This is a genomic window from Paraburkholderia sp. SECH2, assembly GCF_030464795.1.
In the GTDB taxonomy this organism is placed as follows: Bacteria; Pseudomonadota; Gammaproteobacteria; order Burkholderiales; family Burkholderiaceae; genus Paraburkholderia; species Paraburkholderia aspalathi.
The window spans coordinates 140,949-158,027 of record NZ_JALPRH010000012.1 but is presented as its reverse complement, the minus strand read 5'-3'; the positions used below and the strand labels follow the sequence as shown (position 1 = coordinate 158,027).

The following is a 17,079-nucleotide window of genomic DNA, read 5'->3' as shown; positions in this document are numbered from 1 at the left end:
CGGTTCCTTTTTACGGTCAGTAGGCGAGCGGCGCGCCGAGGAAATCGCTGAAGGCGGCGTAGAAGCCGGCAGCGTTATCCCACGGAATCATGTGGCCGGCGTTGGGTACGCGTACGTGCAGCATCGTCGGCGTGGCGCGCTGCAATTCGGCGACGTCCTCGTCGCGCACCACGTCGCCGTTCTGCGCGGTCATCAGCAGCGAGGGCACGGTAAGACGCGCGGCGTCCGCGTGGAAATCGTCGGTGTGGAAGCCTTCATAGGAGGCGAGTACCGCGCGCTCGTCGCAGGTATGCAGCCATTCGGCGCGCAACTGGCGTTCGGCTTCGGTCCAGGTCGGGCAGAACGCGCGCATGCCTTCCGCGTCGGTGCCGCTTCGCGCGAGCGCCATCGAATCGACGTACCAGGGCAGCTTGCCCGGATAGTCACGGCGGCCGGGCCCGGAAACCGGGGGATCGATCAGCGCCACTGAGGCGAGTCCGCGCGGCGCATGCAGCGCCGCACGCGCCGCAATGCGCGCGCCCATCGAATGGCCGACCAGGCTGAATTCACGCAGACCGAGCGCCGCGACGAACGCGGCCACGTCGGCGGCTTGTGCGTCGAGGCTGTAGTCGAGGGTCGGCGATGCCGACGACAGGCCACGGCCGCGCACGTCGAGTACATAGGTGTCGTGCGTGCGGCCCAGCACTTCGCCGACGAAGCCCCACGTGATCGCCGGGCTGGTAATGCCCGGAATCAGCACGATAGCGGGGCGATTCGCGCGTGAACCGTCGGCGCCGCCGTAGCGCAGATAGTGCTGGCGGATGCCGTTGGCCGCGACGTTCGCGCCGTACAGGAAGGTAGTCATGGTGCGTCCTCGTGCGGCGGCGGTCAGTAAGCGCCCGACAGCAGGGCGCCTGCGCCCGGCACGATCGGTTCGAGATCGAGTTCGCGCAGCATCGCGTAGGTGGTGGCGATCGCGGCCGTAATCACCGGCTTGCCCGTCATGGCCTCGACCTTGGCGACCGCCGGCAGCGACGGCATCTGTACGCAGGCGGACAGCACAATTGCGTCGGCCTGTTCGAAAGGCATGCTTTTGACGATGTCAGGCAAGCGTGCCGGATCGTGGCGGCCCACGTCCAGGTTGTCGGGGATTTCGAGCGCACGATAGTCGATGACTTCATACCCTTCGTGGCGGATGTAGTCGACCACGAGCTCGGTCAAGGGCTTCATGTACGGCGCCACGACGATCACGCGTTTGGCGCCGATCACACGCAGTGCATCGACCAATGCTCCAGCGCTCGTCAGGACAGGCGCCTGCCCGCCGTTTTCCGCCGTGCGCTGCGTCAGGCGCGCCTGCGACACGCGGTGATAACCGTGACCCATGGCCATGATCGCGACGAGGCAGGCATAACCGAGCACGTCGACGCGCGCATCGGACAACTCGAGGGCGCAGCGGTCCGACTCGGCGTCCATTGCCGCCAGTTCTTCCTTGACGACCTTCTTCATGCGCATACGGCTCGAATGAAAGGTGAAACGCTGCGGACGGATCGTCTCGCGCAGTCGCAGCATGGCCGGGATCTCCGTTTCCATCGTGGTGTTCGAACTCGGCACGATCTGGCCGATCCGGTATGTCCTGGTCATTGTGATGCTCTCCGGTCAATGTGAGTGATGCCCGGCGCCTTGCGACGGCGAGGGGCGTCGTACGTTGAAGCAAAGTCTAGTGTGTACGTTATAAAAATTCAACAGAATAAAAATGCTCCAGACGAGCGACAGGAGGAATGAAAGCGTGATTGCACGTATGTAGGCGATAAATTCGGCGTTCGAACGCACGCAAAATTTTTGTTGTCGAAAGAATTTCGAATGTGTACGCTACATTTAATCGAACTCAACCGGACCGTCGAAGCATGTCGCTGGGCGGGCGCACGAACAGGAGAACATCATGAGAAAAACCCGTATCGCCGTTATCGGCGCAGGCCTCGGCGGCACGGCGGCTGCCGCGTTGTTGCAACGCAGCGGTTATGACGTCAGGCTCTACGAGCAGGCTCAGGCGTTTTCACGCCTGGGTGCGGGTATTCACCTGGGGCCGAATGTGATGAAGATCATGCGTCGCATCGGCTGCGAAGACGCTCTGAACCTGATGGGCTCGCATCCCGACTTCTGGTACAGCCGCGACTGGAAAACGGCCGAAGCGATCTCGCAGATTCCGCTCGGCGATCACGCGCTCAAGGCCTATGGCGCGAGCTATCTGACGGTCCATCGTGGCGACTTTCATGCGCTGATGACCGAGGCGGTTGCGCCCGGCACGATCGTCTTCGGCAAATGCCTGAAGTCTGTCGAAGACACCGGTAGCGACGTGCGCATGACTTTCGCGGACGGTTCGGTCGAGACGGCCGACATCGTGATTGGCGCGGACGGCGTCAACTCGAAGATTCGCGATCACCTGCTGGGCTCGGAGCCGCCGCGCTATACGGGCTATGTTGCGCATCGCGCGGTCTTCCCCGCGTCGCTGCTCGGCCACAAACCGTATGACATGTGCGTGAAGTGGTGGTCGGAAGATCGTCACATGATGGTCTACTACGTGACTGAGGCGCGCGACGAGTACTACTACGTCACGGGCGTGCCGCAGGCCGAGTGGCCCGCGGGGGTCTCGATGATGGAAAGCAGCCGTGAAGAAATGCGCGAGGCGTTCGCGGGTTTTCATCCGGACGTGCAGAATCTGATCGACGTATCGCCGTCCATTACGAAATGGCCCTTGCTCGAACGCGATCCGCTGCCGTTGTGGAGCCGCGGCCGCCTTGTGCTGCTCGGCGACGCATGCCATCCGATGAAGCCGCACATGGCACAGGGCGCGGCGATGGCGATCGAAGACGCAGCCATGTTGACGCGCTGCCTCGACGAAGTGGGTGCAACCGACTACGCGGGTGCCTTCGCGCTGTACGAAGCGAACCGCGCGACGCGCGCCTCCAAGGTGCAACTGGTCTCGCACAACAACACCTGGCTGCGCACGAATGAAGACCCGTCGTGGGTTTTTGGCTACGACGTGTTCGACGTACCGCTCGTGTCGCCGGCCGCCGAGGTCGCTTCGGCCTGAGTGTGTGAGTGGCAAGCACGCGATATGGAAGCGCGTGGCGCCGGCGCCATAGCACGCCGCGTGCTTCCGCTGTAAGGTCGTCCCTTTTCATTTATGAACAGGCTCAGATATGGCGCATTCGAGTCCGCCCGCCGGTCCGCTGACGCTCACCGTCAACGGCGTTCGTCGTACCGTTCAGGGCGCCACGCCGGATACGCCGCTGCTGTATATCCTGCGCAACGACTTCGAACTGAATGGACCGAAGTACGGTTGCGGCCTCGGGCAGTGTGGCGCGTGCACGGTGATCGTCGACGATCAGCCGACGCGTTCGTGCGTCGTGCCCGCGAGCATTGCGATCGGGCGCGAAGTCACGACCCTCGAAGGACTTGGAACGGTCGACGCGCTGCACCCGGTGCAGCGCGCATTCATCGACGAACAGGCGGCGCAGTGTGGCTACTGCCTGAACGGAATGATCATGAGCGCGAAGGCGCTGCTCGAGCGCAACCCGGAGCCTGACGACGACGCGATCCGCGACGCGCTGCGCTTCAATCTGTGCCGATGCGGCACGCACTTCGAGATCGTCAACGCGGTGCGTCGCGCTGCGCAATATCTGCGGCATGAAGGTGCGCATGAATCAGGACGGTGACGACCTCGTAGCGGTGCGTGATGATGAACGTGCGCTTGAGTCTGTGCGTGCGCGGTCTGTCGGGAACGAAAAGTCCGGCGCGACGCTGCACCGGTCGGAACGGTATCAATGGCCCGTACGAACGCAAACGGGCGACGCAGCCGCTATGGCCTATGCGGACCTGATGGTCGGGACCGGCCACGAGCGCGACGGCACGATGACAACGTGGCAATACCGTGCGCGTCTGGAGCACGAAGAGGTTTCCACGTGCGATGACGATGTCGAGCCTACTGCGCCTTTGCTGGTATACCGGCACGCTCAAACGTCCGTGGCGGTCGAAGCTTCCGCGGCCCGGACAATTCCTGTTCAGGCGCATGCATTTGCCCGCGAATCGTTCATCGATGAACTCGCCCATGCGCTGAAACGCGATCCGGTCGCGTTGCGCCTGCAGCACCTCGACGCGCAGCGTGACGGCGGCGCACGCGAAACGATCCGCATGGTAACCGAGCGTGCCGCTTGGGGCGGGGTGCTTGCAGCTCAGGTTGAGCCGGCGTCGCCCTGGGTGCGCGGACGCGGCTTCGCGTTCGACGGCGAAGCGCTTGAACACGGCGCACCGCTATCGTCGGATGAGAAAGGCAGTTTGCCTGTGCGTGTCACAACGGGAACGCCGAATCCGGGTGCCGATAGCTGGACGGCGTGGGTCGTGGATGTCGACGTGAATCGTGAAACTGGCGATGTCGCGATCAGACGCGTGGTCGCGGGCCGTGGTTCGGGCGAACCGGGTGCGGCGCGCGTCTCGGGCTTGCCGTCGTGGCAGGTGGCCGATGCGATCGAGCGCTCCACCGGCGTGCGCTTTCTTGCCCGGTCAGCCCACGATGAAACCGGCTCTGCAAACGGCGATGCCGCGGTGTCGCATGAACTGAGCGTGGTGGGAAGCGCGCTGAACGAGCCGACTGCCGGGACGGCGCGGACCTTGACGAGCGCGGAGGCCGACACGATAGAGCGTGCTGCCGCGCCCGCCGCAGCCGCGATTGCGAACGCCTTGTTCGACGCAACCGGCGTGCGTTTCCGTGCACCCCCGTTCGACGCGGAGCGCATCCGCCGCGCGTTGACTGAAGCACCTTCCGCTGTGTTGGCTGAGGCGCCTGCGCAAACGCGTCGTCCGTCGCGTTGGCGGCGCTGGTTGGCCGGGGGCGGTATCGGTGGCGTGATGGGCGGTTTGATCGGCCTCGCCTGCTCGGTCCTGCCGGGGCCGGCGCCGATCGCACCGATTGCCTCCGTCGATACTTCGCTGTGGTCGCCGGCCACGCTCGAACGCGGTCGTCAGATCGCCGCCGCGGGTGATTGCGCGGTCTGCCACACCGCGCCGGGCGGCAAGACCAATGCCGGCGGCTTCGCGCTCGACACGCCGTTCGGCACTGTCTATTCGACCAACCTCACGCCCGATGCGCAGACCGGCATCGGTACCTGGTCATACGAGGCGTTCGCGCGGGCAATGCGCGAAGGTATTGCGCGCGACGGCTCGCATCTTTACCCCGCGTTTCCATACACCGCGTTCGCCAGGATGAGCGAGTCCGACATGATGGCGCTCTACGCATATCTGATGTCGCAAGAGCCGGTCAAAAACGCGCCACCGAAAACGAACTTGCCATTCCCGCTCAATCAAAGACGGCTGGTGGCCGGCTGGAATTGGCTGTTTCATGACCCACGTCCGTTCGTCCCCGACGAGACGCGCTCGGCGCAGTGGAATCGCGGCAAGTATCTGGTCGACGGCGCGGGGCATTGCGGCGCGTGCCATACACCGCGCAATGCGATCGGCGCGGAGAAGGGTGGTTTTGCGTATCTGTCGGGAGGGAGCGCGGAAGGCTGGGACGCGCCGTCGCTGGTGGCTTCGCGTGCGTCGCCGGTGCCGTGGTCCGAGGCTGCGCTGTTCGACTATTTGCGCACGGGCTTTTCTGCAGAACACGGTGTGGCGGCGGGGCCGATGGCGCCGGTCGTCGCCGGACTCGCTACGCTGCCGGAATCGGACGTACGTGCGATGGCTCACTACGTCGCGTCGTTGTCGCCACCCGTTGACGCGGAGGTGTCCGCCCGTGCTGCGGCCACGCGGGCGATTGCTACAGACGCGAATTCGACGACGACACTTGGCTTCGAAGACGGCCGCCGCATTTTCGAAGCATCGTGCGCGGTGTGTCATGCGGAATCGGGCGGCGTCGGCCATTTCGGAGTACGCCCGTTGATGGGATTGAACACGAGCGTTGCCCAGGCCTCACCGGACAATCTTCTGCATGTGTTGCAACATGGAATCGATCAGCCCGCAACGGAATCGCTCGGTTACATGCCCGGCTTCGGTGATGTGTTCGACGACAAGCAGATGGCCGAGCTCGCGTCGTATATCCGCGCGCGCTACGCACCGGGGCAGCCGGCCTGGCGTGATCTCGAATCGGCGTCGGCAAGATTGCGCGCCGGGCACTAGCGCCGTCCGAGCAATTCCGGTCAATCGGCCTGATGAAACATATCGTAGATGGCGTCGACCAGCCAGGCGATTCCCGGGTCCGCCGAAAACTGCGCGTGGCAATGGACCTGAATTTCAATGGGTGGCAACGAGAAGGGCAGCGGGATGATGCGGAAGGACTTGTTGCGGTTAAAGCGCTGCGCGATGCTCCTGGGGAAAATGACGGCGAGATCGGTGTTCTGAACGATCTCCGGCGCAACGACAAAATGAGGCAGACGCAGCACGATATCCCGGCGCAAATTCAATTCCTCCAGCCATTGCTCGACCATCCGGTGTCCGGTTGCGTTTGTGCTCGCATAGACGTAGCGCAAGCTCGCGAGGTCTTCCTTGGTCGGTTTCAGTTTGCGCAAAGGGTGACCCGCCCGCACAACGCAAACATGCTCGTCGAAGAATAGCGTCCTGCTCACGCAACCTGAATCCAGACCCGGAACGTAACCGAGCGCGAGATCGATTTCGCCGCTGCGCATCGCGGCACTCACTGAGTCGACGGAGACATTCGCGATCTCGATCCGGATACCGCGCGCAGTACGGTCGAGCATCGAGAGCAGCGGCGGCAGGAAAAAGTACTCCGACATATCCGACATCGACACGCGGAACACGCGTGTCGTCGTAGCGGGGTCGAATTTCGCGAGCTGCTGCACGGCGCCGTTGATGATCTCGAACGCCTGCGTGAGCGGTGCGTGCAAACGCAGTGCCGCATCTGTGGGCACCATGCCGCTGGGCGTGCGCACAAAAAGCGGGTCGTCGAATAAGCCACGCAGTCGACGGAGCGCGTGGCTGACCGCAGGTTGCGTGAGCCCGAGCCGTTCTCCCGCGGCGGTCAGGCTGCGTAGATCCGAAATGGCCAGAAACACGCGCAGCAGATTCAAATCCGTAATGCCAGAGTGCGACTTTGTCATGACGTTCGGATCGCGGCAGTGAAGGAGTCTGACGATCGCGTTGCGTCAGGCTCTGGCTGTTAAAACGGACGCGCAACTTTCGGTGCGACAGTATCCGGTCCGCAGAGCGGGACCTGACAGCCGCCTGCTGCTTAGGGCTATCCGCGTCCGGCTTTACGTCCGCTGCAGGTTACCGTAAATGCTGTGCATAGGGAAATGCGAGGCCGGTCCGCTGTATGGCGGGAATGCGTCGAAATCCTGCTTCATCTGCGCACGTACCGGCGAGGCCAACGCTGCGGCCAGCGCCGCGGGATCGTCGAAGACCACTTTGTTCCGCTGCATGGCGGTTGCTTGCGGAATATCTAAACCGGTCCGATAGTCGACCCGCGTATAGATTTCCAGTTCACGAATGCCGGGCAGCTGTGCCATGAGCGGAGGATGATGCTTCAGATAGTGCGTCAACCACGCATTGAAATTCTGGGCTTCTCCTTCATAGCCGACGAGATACGTGCATTTCTCAGACGGATCTCCAATGCCGCGGGCATTCGGCGTAGCAAATTTTCTCACCGCCATGAGTTGCTGCGCGACTGCAAGGCGGTCCTGGGTGGCGTCTATCGCTTGCTCCACGATCGTGTGTGCGGTACCGCCGTGTTGAAGGACCGCTTCGGCAGGATCGAGATCGTCGAAATACCACTGCAGCACCCAGCGTGGCTTCAAAGCATGTTCTTTTGACTGAGGATCGCCATTCGTCGACTCCTCAGAGCGATGGATCACGAAGCGCCGCAGTCCTTCCACGTTCTGGGACACCGCTTGAATCAACGATATATCGATGTCGCGCGGCTCCGGATGCATGCCATTGCTGTAGCCGATAAGAAACAGGCAGACTTCCACGTTCACCTCGCAGCGCTTGCTACGACGGACTGCGCCGTTGCTTCCGGCCGCACAAGGCGGTGGAACTGCCGGCCAAAGTAGATCAGTCCGTCGCCTTCCGCTCTGGTCGAGATATGCCCGATTTCTACAAACATGACCGAATGCGAGCCGACACTCTTGAGGTCGACAATCTCGCCTTCGAGACTTGCAATCGCATGCGAGAGGACCGGGGCTGACTGATGTCCGATCGTCCATGCATGACGTGCGAACCGCTCATCCATCGAACAGGCTGTCATGCCCGCGAAATCACGCGCGACGTCCTGGCATTCCGCCGCCAGCACATTGATGCACACGTTCCGGTTGTGATGCAGAACATCGTGTACGTAACTGGCCTGATTGATACAAACGAGCATCGTCGGCGGCGCATCTGTCACGGAACAGACGGCGCTTGCGGTAATCCCACACCGTCCGCTCGGGCCATCCGTGGTGATGATGTTGACAGCCGCGGGCAGGCACGCCATTGCATCGCGGAAACGCCGTTTGGTGTCGTCGATCGTCATGATTGTCCTCTCATCAGGGATACGGCGTTACCGGTGCGATGCCGGCAAACAGCGCGCCTGATGCGTCGTAGGTGCCTTCTCCAAGGAACGCGTGCTGTGTCACGACAATCGAGTCGCGCACCAATCGCTGCAGCCGATTCTCGCGGTAGATCGCCGCGATGCCCGCCAACTGATAGGCCTGCATCACGACCTCCGCACACACTTGTGCGGCGTGAGTCGCGCTGAGGCGCATCAGATTGGCCTGATGCTGTGTCACAGGATCGCCGGCGATGATGGTCTGCCACGCCGACTCGGCGGACTCGTAGAAGAACGCGCGAGCACTGCGCCAGTTGGCCTCCGCTTTCGCAAGACCGGAGCGGTAGTAACCGCGGTCTGCAAGACGCGGGGCGCCGGTGGTGGTTTTAGTCGATCCGGACATGTCGGTCAGCAGATCGAGCGCTGCACGCGCGAGGCCGACGTTGACGGCGGCGTGCACTTGCGCCTGATACGCAACGGCGGGATAGCGGTAGAGCGGTTCGTCGATCAGCGCCTGGCCGCCGCGAACGAATGTCCATTGCTCGTCGACGAATTTGTCGCGAAGCCGCAGATCGTGGCTGCCGGTGCCCTGCATACCGACCACGTTCCAGTTCTCAACGATCTCGACCTCGTGCGCGGGGAAGACAGCGGTGAACGGTTTCCCTGCACCAGTGTCACCCGAATTGGCGGGCGTGCCGCCGATCCCTACTCCGATCCAGTCCGCGCCCTTGCAGCCGCTTGCAAATCGCCATTGGCCGCTGACCATGAAACCACCCGGCACTTTTGCGGCCGGTTGCAACGGGTAGAGTCCGCCGGCAAAAACCTGGTCCGGTCCTTTCGCATAGATGTGCTGCTGCGTTTCGATTGGGAGCGACGCGAGATAGGTATTCGCCGAGCCGAACGCGGCGACCCACGCGGTCGATCCGTCGGCGATCGCGATGCGCTCGAGCATGCGCAGAAATTGCGGCGGCGGCAGCGCGTCTCCACCGAAGCGGCGCGGCGTACTTGCGCGAAAAATGCCCGCGCGTTTCATCTTCGCGATCATGTCGCGCGGAACATGTGACAACTGATCGAACTCGTCTCTTCGACGCTCTATTTCCTCGATCAGAACATCGAGGGAAAGGGGACCCGCGTACTCCGGATACGGATCGGCTTGATCGACGACGCGAGGTTCATAGGCGTGCGTCGGAAGGCTGGCACTTTGAAGGCTTTGCATGATGGCAGGGTGTCGGAATTGAATAATCGATCCGTCTGGTGCGGCGGCGCCACAGCGCTGCCGCTTAACGGTGTTAAGCGCTTTCTTTCGCCTGAAGTCTCAGAGCCTTCGGGAAAGTCTCAGGCGCAAGACAGGTCGCGAGCACAGTGATCAGTCCGAGAACAACGAGGTAAATGACGACTGGCGTGGCGCTACGGTAGTGAGCGAGCAGTGCGGTCGCGATCATCGGCGACAGGCCGCCGCCGAGTACGGACGACATCTCGCGGCCAATGCCAAGGCCCGAGAAACGCAGATGGACGGGCAACAATTCGCTGATGAAAGCTGGCTGAGCGCCTTCGAGGATGCCCAGTGTGATGCTGTTGGCGAGGACGAGCGCCAGGATGACTTTCCACAGCACGCCCGAGCCGAGCAGCACGAAGTAAGGGTAGGCGACCAGCACCATTGCAATCGCGCCGGCGAGATAAACCGGCTTGCGGCCGATTTTGTCCGTCACGTGGCCCATCAAGAGCGAAACGGGGATCATCAACAGCATCGATACGGTCAATCCACCCAGAATCCAGCTCGATGGCAGGCCGACAAACCGGCCGTAGGCAATCGAAAAAGCAAAGAAGATGTACGACGCAGCGCCTTCGCCAAAGCGCAGGCCGAAAACAGTCAGCACCTGACGCGGACATTGGCGAAGCACTTCGATAATCGGCATGCGGCTGTCGCGGCGCGCGGCTTTGACCTCGGCGAACTCGGCGCTTTCGTCGACGGAGCGGCGCATCCACAGCCCGAGCGCGACTAACACGGCGCTGCACAGGAACGGCACGCGCCAGCCCCAACTCAGAAAGTCGGAAGACGACAGCGTCTGGACGAGCAGAAACGCAGCAGTGGAAAGAACGAAGCCGAATGCGGCGCCGCAGGGACTCCATGCAGACAGCGCACCGCGTTTCGACGCGGGCGCGTTTTCATGGATGAGCAGAATACTGCCGCTCCATTCCCCACCCGCAGCAAGACCCTGCAAGATGCGCAGCAGGACCAGCAAGATGGGGGCAGCGATGCCGATTTGCTGATAGGTCGGCAGGAGACCCATGCAGACGGTCGCGCTGCCCATCATCAACAGCGTGAGCATCATGACCGTCTTACGGCCGTACCGGTCGCCGATGTGGCCGCACAGCACGCCGCCAATCGGACGGGCAATGAAGCCGACCGTAAAGCCGCCGAACGCCGCAATCGTCCCGGTCAGCGGATCGGTACCGATGGGAAAGAACAGGTGGCCGAACACCAGCGCGGCGGCGGTTCCATAGAGAAAAAAGTCGTACCACTCGAGAATCTGGCCGAGCACTGCAGTCGTCACCGCGCGGCGAACCTTGCTGGTTGGACGCAGATTGGATAGGGGAGCAAGCGTAGCTGTTGCGTCAGGATTCATGGCATTTCGCAGATCACAGTGTTGGAGATCCCGCCTCTCGACAACACAGATCGGCAGGTACGACGATGCGAACGGGGCAGGCATGTCCGCACAATATGGCCGAGGTAAAGGCCGGTCAAATTCAGGACAAAAATGAACGACATGAATGGCGTGCATGACGACTCATGCAGATGCATGAAGTCATCCGGAGCGCGGCACGCCACTTCTTGCCGCTGGCGTCGACTTCGACCGACGTGATGACTTTGTGGCAAGCTTGCTCCCACATCGAGCCGGACGACCGTCTCCCGATCGAAACATTCGTTGCCACCCAACCACCTGATTGCCGTATGCCTCGACAGCCGACTCCATCGCCACTCAAACCGCGCAGAGCGCCCAGCCAGCCCCGTTCAGAACGCATGGTCGCCACCTTGCTCGAAGCGGCTGCACAGGTGCTTGAAACGAAGGGACTCGAAGGGTTCAATACGAACGCGGTCGCGGAACGCGCTGGCGTCAGCATTGGTTCGCTGTATCAATACTTCCCGAGTAAGGATGCGTTGACGATCGCGCTGATGCAGCGTGAAAGCGAACGCTTCTATCGCGATGCGCTGGTTGCCCTCGATCACCCGAGCGGACCGATCGCGCTCACGCATCTGATCGGCGTCTCAGTTCGGCAGCAGTTCGCGAGGCCTACGCTTGCACGGCTACTCGACGTCGAGGAGAGCAGGCCGCAACTGCGCATGGCGCTGGCCAGCACCGGATCGGTGCGCAGCGTGCTATTGGAGATCCTCGTGCGTGACGGTTTGCCACCGCAAGACGACGTGGCTGTCGCCGCGAGCGATCTGATGGCGATCGTCCGTGGACTCGTCGATGCCGCCGGCGAGCGCGAGGAGACGGACACGACTGGACTCACTCGCCGCGTGACGGCCGCCGTATTGGGCTATCTGACGATGATGTCGAGTGCGGAACGCAATGGCGATTCGCCTGCCGAAGACACACCGCAATCCGCGAGCAAACGCGAGCAGGCTGTACGCAAGTCGGCGGCGCGAGGGCTGAAACGCCCGTAGGACGGGGCTGAGCGGCTGTCGATGTGAAGGCGGCGACGCGAGTATTGAACGCGAGCTTTTACTCGTAACATTCTCCGTATGGAACGCAACGAGCGATCCAATTCAACGGAGATCGACATGACTCATATCACCACCACCATGAAGCTCAACCACGTGAGCTTCCCCTCGTCCGATGTGAGCGCCACCGCTACTTTCTTCGAGGCTCATCTAGGCTGTACCGTCGCCGGGCGCGGCGCGAGCTGGCTTCTGAAACGTCCTGGATTCGATATCGTGATCGATGATGCCGCTGATCATCCGGTCGCGTGGCCGCATAACTTTCATATCGGCTTTGAACTGGCGACCCTCGACGATGTTCGCACGCTCTATGACGAGATGCTTGCAGGAGACGTCGTGATGAAAACCGGCGTGTTCAAGCATGAACGCGGCTCGCGATTTTTCTGTGAAGTACCGGGCGGCGTTCTCGTCGAAATCAATACCCGTTCAGATGCCGACGAGAAGTATCGAGGCACTTTCGACCTCTAACATTCTGCGCAACAGGACTGCAGACATTTTTCGTTAGCGACTTGCGCTTGCCATCAGCGCCTGTCGCGCATCACTTCCCAGCAATCGCGATGGTCCATCCGGCTAAGTTTGCGCCGTCGCGTCATTTCGCGCCAATAGTGAACGGCGACCAGCAGCACGGCGGCGCTCAACCCACACAGCCCCACAACGATTCCTGTCCACGATTCGGCCACGGAACACTCCTTGACTGTGAAACAGATCAAGCGATACGTGTCATTCGTCGTTCAGGATGCGAGCGGCAGCCTTCAGAAACATCTGTCCGTCGTGAGTAATGAGAGGGCGCTGTTGCCCGGAAGGGAGGTTCTCCAGCGTGACGAGCTGACGGTCCAGAAGCGCTTCCAGATCGGCACCGTCCAGACTCAGCCAATCCGGTGCATCCTTGAGCAGCATGAGGGTCGCGAATTCATGCGGACTGAGCATCTCCGTCTCCTGGCCAATCCTGCTTTGCTGGGAACCTGATCCGTTGGCCTCGCTACGCGAGCAGGATCGATTCGGGATGGCTACTGCAGGCTGTCACCCTGCGTTCGGGTGACATGTCGCGCGCCATGGCACTCATCTTAATGCTGAGTTGTCCAATAGATCAATATTTGGGAAAAAATTTTTCGGGATTTTTACGCTACCTTCGTGAAACCGTCGCGGCGCAGCATGACCCGTTGAGCGGCAATTGCGTGCCGCTTCGCACAACGTGTTCGTTAGCGCACAGACGTGATGCGTGTCACACTGATTCCGGTGAATATTCTGGCAGCGCTTCCATATGCTTCCACACGCCCGCCTGCATACCCGAGGTGAGTTCCGGACGCCGGGCGCTGCGATCGAAACCTGAAGGAGACAACCGTTGACCACCTTCCTCCTACGTAACGGCGCACTGCTCGACCCTACCCATCCTGATCTTTTAGAAGGCTTCGAAGTCCTCATCGAGGATGGTTTCGTCCGCGAGGTTTCCGACAAGCCGATAAAGAGCGGCAGTGCGCGCGTGATTGACGTCAAAGGCAAAACGATCATGCCGGGTTTGATCGATCTGCATGTGCATGTCGTCGCGATCGAGTTCAACCTGCCGCGCGTGGCGACACTACCCAACGTGCTGGTGACGCTGCGCGCCGTGCCGATCATGCGTGCGATGCTGCGCCGCGGCTTCACCACCGTGCGCGACGCAGGGGGTGCCGGGTATCCATTCAAGCAGGCGGTCGAGTCAGGGCTGATCGAAGGCCCGCGCCTCTTCGTGTCCGGCCGCGCGTTAAGCCAGACCGGCGGCCACGCCGATCCGCGCGCCCGCTCCGACTACATGCCACCCGATTCACCCTGCGGATGCTGCGTGCGTGTGGGTGCGCTGGGCCGCGTGGCGGACGGCGTCGATGAAGTGCGCCGGGCCGTGCGCGAGGAACTGCAGATGGGCGCCGACCAGATCAAGATCATGGCGTCGGGCGGCGTTGCTTCACCGACCGATCCTGTCGGCGCATTCGGTTACTCCGAAGACGAGATCCGCGCGATCGTAGCGGAAGCTCAGGGGCGTGGCACCTATGTGCTCGCTCACGCCTATACGGCCGCGGCGATCGCGCGCGCGGTGCGCTGTGGCGTGCGCACGATCGAACACGGCAATCTGATTGACGATGAGACGGCCCGCCTCGTTGCGGAGCATGGCGCGTATGTTGTGCCAACCCTTGTTACTTACGACGCCCTTGCAAGCGAAGGCGAGAAGTATGGCTTGCCGCCGGAAAGTATCGCCAAGGTCGCGGACGTGCACGGCGCCGGCATGCACTCGATTGAAATCATGAAGCGCGCCGGGGTCAAGATGGGCTTCGGCACGGATTTGCTCGGCGAGGCACAGCGTCTGCAAAGCGACGAATTCCGGATCCTGGCCGAGGTTCTCTCGCCAGCCGAGGTGATCGCAAGCGCGACCCTCGTTGGCGCGGAAGTGCTGGGCATGCAGGACAAGCTCGGCAGAATCATGCCGGGTGCCCATGCCGATGTGCTGGTGGTCGACGGCAATCCTCTGAAGTCCGTCGATTGCCTGTTGGGCCAGGGTGAGCATATTCCGCTCGTGATGAAGGATGGCCGGCTCTTCGTCAACGAACTCGAAAGATATTGACCGTAGTACGCTCGTCCGCGGTGCCCCACAGTCCCTATCGGAGCCTGTTCATGACGATGATTTCCGCCCGCATCGAGCGCTTGCCGTTTTCAGCTTTTCACCGCCGTCTGCTATTGATGGGCGGCCTCGGCTACACCTTCGATGCGATGGACGCCGCCGTGCTCGCTTTCCTGCTGCCCGTGTTGCGCACGCAATGGGGGCTGACGAGCGTACAGACGGGCGTACTGGGAAGCGGCACGTTCATCGGCTATTTCGTCGGCGCGATGCTGGCGGGCATGCTCGGCGATGTCATCGGCCGGCGCAAGGTCATGATGTATGCGCTCGTGATTTACTGCGTCGCGTCGCTAGCCAGTGCATTCGCGAACGACTGGGGATTTTTTCTCGCGACGCGGATCGTCGCCGGCTTGGGGACGGGCGCGGAGAGCGCCATCGTCGCGCCGTTTCTCTCCGAGTTCGTGGCGCGGCGGTATCGCGGGAGTTTCACGGGCAGCCTCGCAGGGTTTTTCTCCTTCGGCTTCGTAGCGGCTGCATTGCTCGGCTATCTGGTGATCCCGCTCGCGCCTAATGCATGGCGCGCCGTGATGGTCATCACCGCGCTGCCCATTCTGATGCTGCTGTGGTGGCGCCGTGCGTTGCCCGAGTCGCCACGCTGGCTCGAGGCGCGTGACCGGCATGCGGAGGCTGATGCGATCGTGTCGCGAATGGAAGCGGAGGTCACGCAAGCGGGCGTGCAGTTGGAGCCGCTGTCTCCGGTGCGCGACGGAACCGTTCCGCTCGCAGCCGGCCGAGCCTCGATCGTCGCGAACGTCAAGGCGTTGTGGGCGACGAAGCTCGCGCGCATCACAGCCATGACGTGGCTGATGTGGCTATCCATCACGTTTAGCTACTACGCTTTTTTCACGTGGATTCCCGGCTTGCTGGTTCAGAACGGGATGACGATCACGCGGAGTTTTTCGTATTCGCTCGTGATTTACCTTGCCCAGATCCCGGGATATTTTTCAGGCGCGTGGCTTAACGAGAAGATCGGCCGGCAGGCGACGATCGCGTCATACATGATCTTGGGCGGCGTATCGGCGCTTGGGCTTGCGTTGACGGGTACGGATGCCGGCATCATGGTGTCGGGAATCCTGCTGTCGTTCTTCATGAACGGCACCTATGCGGGCGTTTACGCCTATACGCCCGAGGTGTTTCCCACCGACGTGCGCGCAACGGGCACCGGGCTCGCTTCGTCAGTGGGCCGGCTGGGCGCGATTGCGGCGCCTATCCTCGTTGGGTACGTCTATCCGAAACTGGGCTTTGGCGGAGTGTTCGGCGCGACAACGCTTGTGCTGCTGACGGGTGCGATGGCCGTGCTACTCATGGGAGTGCCGACACGCGGAAGATCGCTCGAGGACATTGCTGCGGGGCAAATCGAACAGTAAGGAAAGTAAACTTCAGAGCCAACTCGGCTAGCGCCGTCAGCACACGTTCCGATGACGCCACTGTGTCACGCAACGCGAATCCGTGAAGCCACCAAGCGCGGTTTTGGCGATCAGGCATTCTTATGACATTATCTGCCAGCGCGGACGTGGTGAGCGTTGATGAGCGAACTACGTCGCGTAGCCATGTAATCGACACGCAGCAGGCGTTTCACGGCAGACACAGCTTCGAGCGCCACACTGTTATCGCGTCATTCCCTCAGAGGCAAAGCCATGAAGTTGACAATCGCCGCACCACTTTTGATCATTTCGTTACTCGGCACGTCCACTGCCGTCTTTGCGCAGCAGCATGACGACAATCACGGCCACGGCCAGCCTTCGCACGACAGACAGAATCCGGGTCACGGGGACCAGCATGGACATGGCCACGGGCCTGCGCCGCACGATGCTTCTTTAGGAGGGCCGGGCGGTCCTGTTCCTCACAACGACTGGCACAGGGGTGAGCGGCTTCCGACGGAGTATCGCGACCGTAATTACGTTGTCGACAACTGGCACGAACACGGCCTGCAAGCGCCGCCGCGCGGGTATCAATGGGTCGGCGTGAACGGGGACTATGTACTCGCCGCCATCGCGACGGGTGTCATTGCCAATGTCCTGCTAGCCGGGCACTAGCCAATCGAGCTGGACTCGATTAGCGCCAAATGTCGCGTGCTATGCTTGGACCGGCAAGTATCTCCACGCTACCCAGCTCTATCCGTGTCGACGACGAGGTAAGTGCCATTCAGAACGCCGCACCGGTCGGCGCAAAAACTGAGCCGGACACGACCGCGAT

The 17,079-nt window shown here is 61.9% G+C and carries 17 protein-coding genes; 8 read left to right on the top strand and 9 right to left on the bottom strand.

All coding sequences use genetic code 11. The features are described 5' to 3' along the window. Nucleotides 1–16: 16 nt before the first annotated feature. Together M0D66_RS20890 and M0D66_RS20885 are read right to left on the bottom strand one after the other, a co-directional pair. Nucleotides 17–844, bottom strand: a complete 828-nt coding sequence (locus M0D66_RS20890) for an alpha/beta fold hydrolase (RefSeq protein ID WP_266211482.1) — start codon at nucleotides 842–844, stop codon at nucleotides 17–19. 23 nt (nucleotides 845–867) lie between these two features. Continuing rightward, nucleotides 868–1,620 carry an Asp/Glu racemase gene (locus M0D66_RS20885; protein ID WP_028194760.1) on the bottom strand — a complete coding sequence of 251 codons (753 nt, stop codon included), beginning with the start codon at nucleotides 1,618–1,620 and terminating at the stop codon, nucleotides 868–870. A 298-nt stretch (nucleotides 1,621–1,918) separates the two neighbouring features. Between M0D66_RS20885 and M0D66_RS20880 the strand changes: the two genes are divergently transcribed. The 3 genes from M0D66_RS20880 (at nucleotide 1,919) to M0D66_RS20870 (ending at nucleotide 6,150) form a co-directional block, all read left to right on the top strand. Continuing rightward, the gene (locus M0D66_RS20880; protein ID WP_266211481.1) at nucleotides 1,919–3,070 is read left to right on the top strand and encodes an FAD-dependent monooxygenase; all 1,152 of its coding nucleotides are present in this window, start codon (nucleotides 1,919–1,921) and stop codon (nucleotides 3,068–3,070) included. A 109-nt stretch (nucleotides 3,071–3,179) separates the two neighbouring features. Then, complete coding sequence (locus M0D66_RS20875) at nucleotides 3,180–3,695, top strand: (2Fe-2S)-binding protein (protein ID WP_200617338.1); 516 nt, start codon at nucleotides 3,180–3,182, stop codon at nucleotides 3,693–3,695. Continuing rightward, nucleotides 3,679–6,150 (top strand): c-type cytochrome, encoded by a 2,472-nt coding sequence (locus tag M0D66_RS20870; RefSeq protein WP_266211480.1) that lies wholly within the window; start codon nucleotides 3,679–3,681, stop codon nucleotides 6,148–6,150. Before M0D66_RS20875 ends, M0D66_RS20870 begins: the two co-directional genes overlap by 17 nt. A gap of 20 nt (nucleotides 6,151–6,170) precedes the next feature. Here the strand turns inward: M0D66_RS20870 and M0D66_RS20865 are convergent, their stop codons facing one another. The 5 genes from M0D66_RS20865 to M0D66_RS20845 all read right to left on the bottom strand — a co-directional run bounded on the left by M0D66_RS20865 (nucleotide 6,171) and on the right by M0D66_RS20845 (nucleotide 11,139). Beyond that, the gene (locus M0D66_RS20865; protein WP_256457348.1) at nucleotides 6,171–7,088 is read right to left on the bottom strand and encodes a LysR family transcriptional regulator; all 918 of its coding nucleotides are present in this window, start codon (nucleotides 7,086–7,088) and stop codon (nucleotides 6,171–6,173) included. Nucleotides 7,089–7,241: 153 nt separating this feature from the next. Beyond that, nucleotides 7,242–7,958: an EthD family reductase gene (locus M0D66_RS20860; RefSeq protein ID WP_093635136.1), complete on the bottom strand. Its 717-nt coding sequence runs from the start codon at nucleotides 7,956–7,958 to the stop codon at nucleotides 7,242–7,244. Between the two features lie 2 nt (nucleotides 7,959–7,960). Then, a complete protein-coding gene (hpaC, locus tag M0D66_RS20855) occupies nucleotides 7,961–8,497 on the bottom strand; it encodes a 4-hydroxyphenylacetate 3-monooxygenase, reductase component (protein WP_093635030.1) in 537 nt (178 codons plus the stop codon). 13 nt (nucleotides 8,498–8,510) lie between these two features. Further along, nucleotides 8,511–9,728, bottom strand: a complete 1,218-nt coding sequence (locus M0D66_RS20850) for an acyl-CoA dehydrogenase family protein (RefSeq protein ID WP_200650875.1) — start codon at nucleotides 9,726–9,728, stop codon at nucleotides 8,511–8,513. A gap of 73 nt (nucleotides 9,729–9,801) precedes the next feature. Next, nucleotides 9,802–11,139, bottom strand: coding sequence for an MFS transporter (locus M0D66_RS20845; protein WP_093635032.1), 1,338 nt, complete (start codon nucleotides 11,137–11,139; stop codon nucleotides 9,802–9,804). Nucleotides 11,140–11,534: 395 nt separating this feature from the next. Here M0D66_RS20845 and M0D66_RS20840 point away from each other — a divergent pair, with 395 nt between their 5' ends. Both M0D66_RS20840 and M0D66_RS20835 read left to right on the top strand, forming a co-directional pair. Further along, nucleotides 11,535–12,182, top strand: coding sequence for a TetR/AcrR family transcriptional regulator (locus M0D66_RS20840; RefSeq protein WP_266211479.1), 648 nt, complete (start codon nucleotides 11,535–11,537; stop codon nucleotides 12,180–12,182). Nucleotides 12,183–12,299: 117 nt separating this feature from the next. Beyond that, a complete protein-coding gene (locus tag M0D66_RS20835; RefSeq protein ID WP_211700928.1) occupies nucleotides 12,300–12,704 on the top strand; it encodes a VOC family protein in 405 nt (134 codons plus the stop codon). A gap of 53 nt (nucleotides 12,705–12,757) precedes the next feature. Here M0D66_RS20835 and M0D66_RS20830 read toward each other — a convergent pair whose 3' ends face one another. Beyond that, complete coding sequence (locus tag M0D66_RS20830; RefSeq protein ID WP_167378395.1) at nucleotides 12,758–12,916, bottom strand: hypothetical protein; 159 nt, start codon at nucleotides 12,914–12,916, stop codon at nucleotides 12,758–12,760. Between the two features lie 40 nt (nucleotides 12,917–12,956). Then, nucleotides 12,957–13,163 (bottom strand): hypothetical protein, encoded by a 207-nt coding sequence (locus M0D66_RS20825; protein WP_054034863.1) that lies wholly within the window; start codon nucleotides 13,161–13,163, stop codon nucleotides 12,957–12,959. Nucleotides 13,164–13,578: 415 nt separating this feature from the next. Between M0D66_RS20825 and M0D66_RS20820 the strand changes: the two genes are divergently transcribed. The 3 genes from M0D66_RS20820 to M0D66_RS20810 all read left to right on the top strand — a co-directional run bounded on the left by M0D66_RS20820 (nucleotide 13,579) and on the right by M0D66_RS20810 (nucleotide 16,919). Beyond that, entirely contained in the window at nucleotides 13,579–14,829 is a 1,251-nt protein-coding gene (locus tag M0D66_RS20820; protein WP_093635033.1) for an amidohydrolase family protein, read from the top strand. A 50-nt stretch (nucleotides 14,830–14,879) separates the two neighbouring features. Next, complete coding sequence (locus M0D66_RS20815; protein WP_266211478.1) at nucleotides 14,880–16,250, top strand: MFS transporter; 1,371 nt, start codon at nucleotides 14,880–14,882, stop codon at nucleotides 16,248–16,250. Between the two features lie 270 nt (nucleotides 16,251–16,520). Next, nucleotides 16,521–16,919 carry an RcnB family protein gene (locus tag M0D66_RS20810; protein WP_211707701.1) on the top strand — a complete coding sequence of 133 codons (399 nt, stop codon included), beginning with the start codon at nucleotides 16,521–16,523 and terminating at the stop codon, nucleotides 16,917–16,919. Nucleotides 16,920–17,079: the final 160 nt, after the last annotated feature.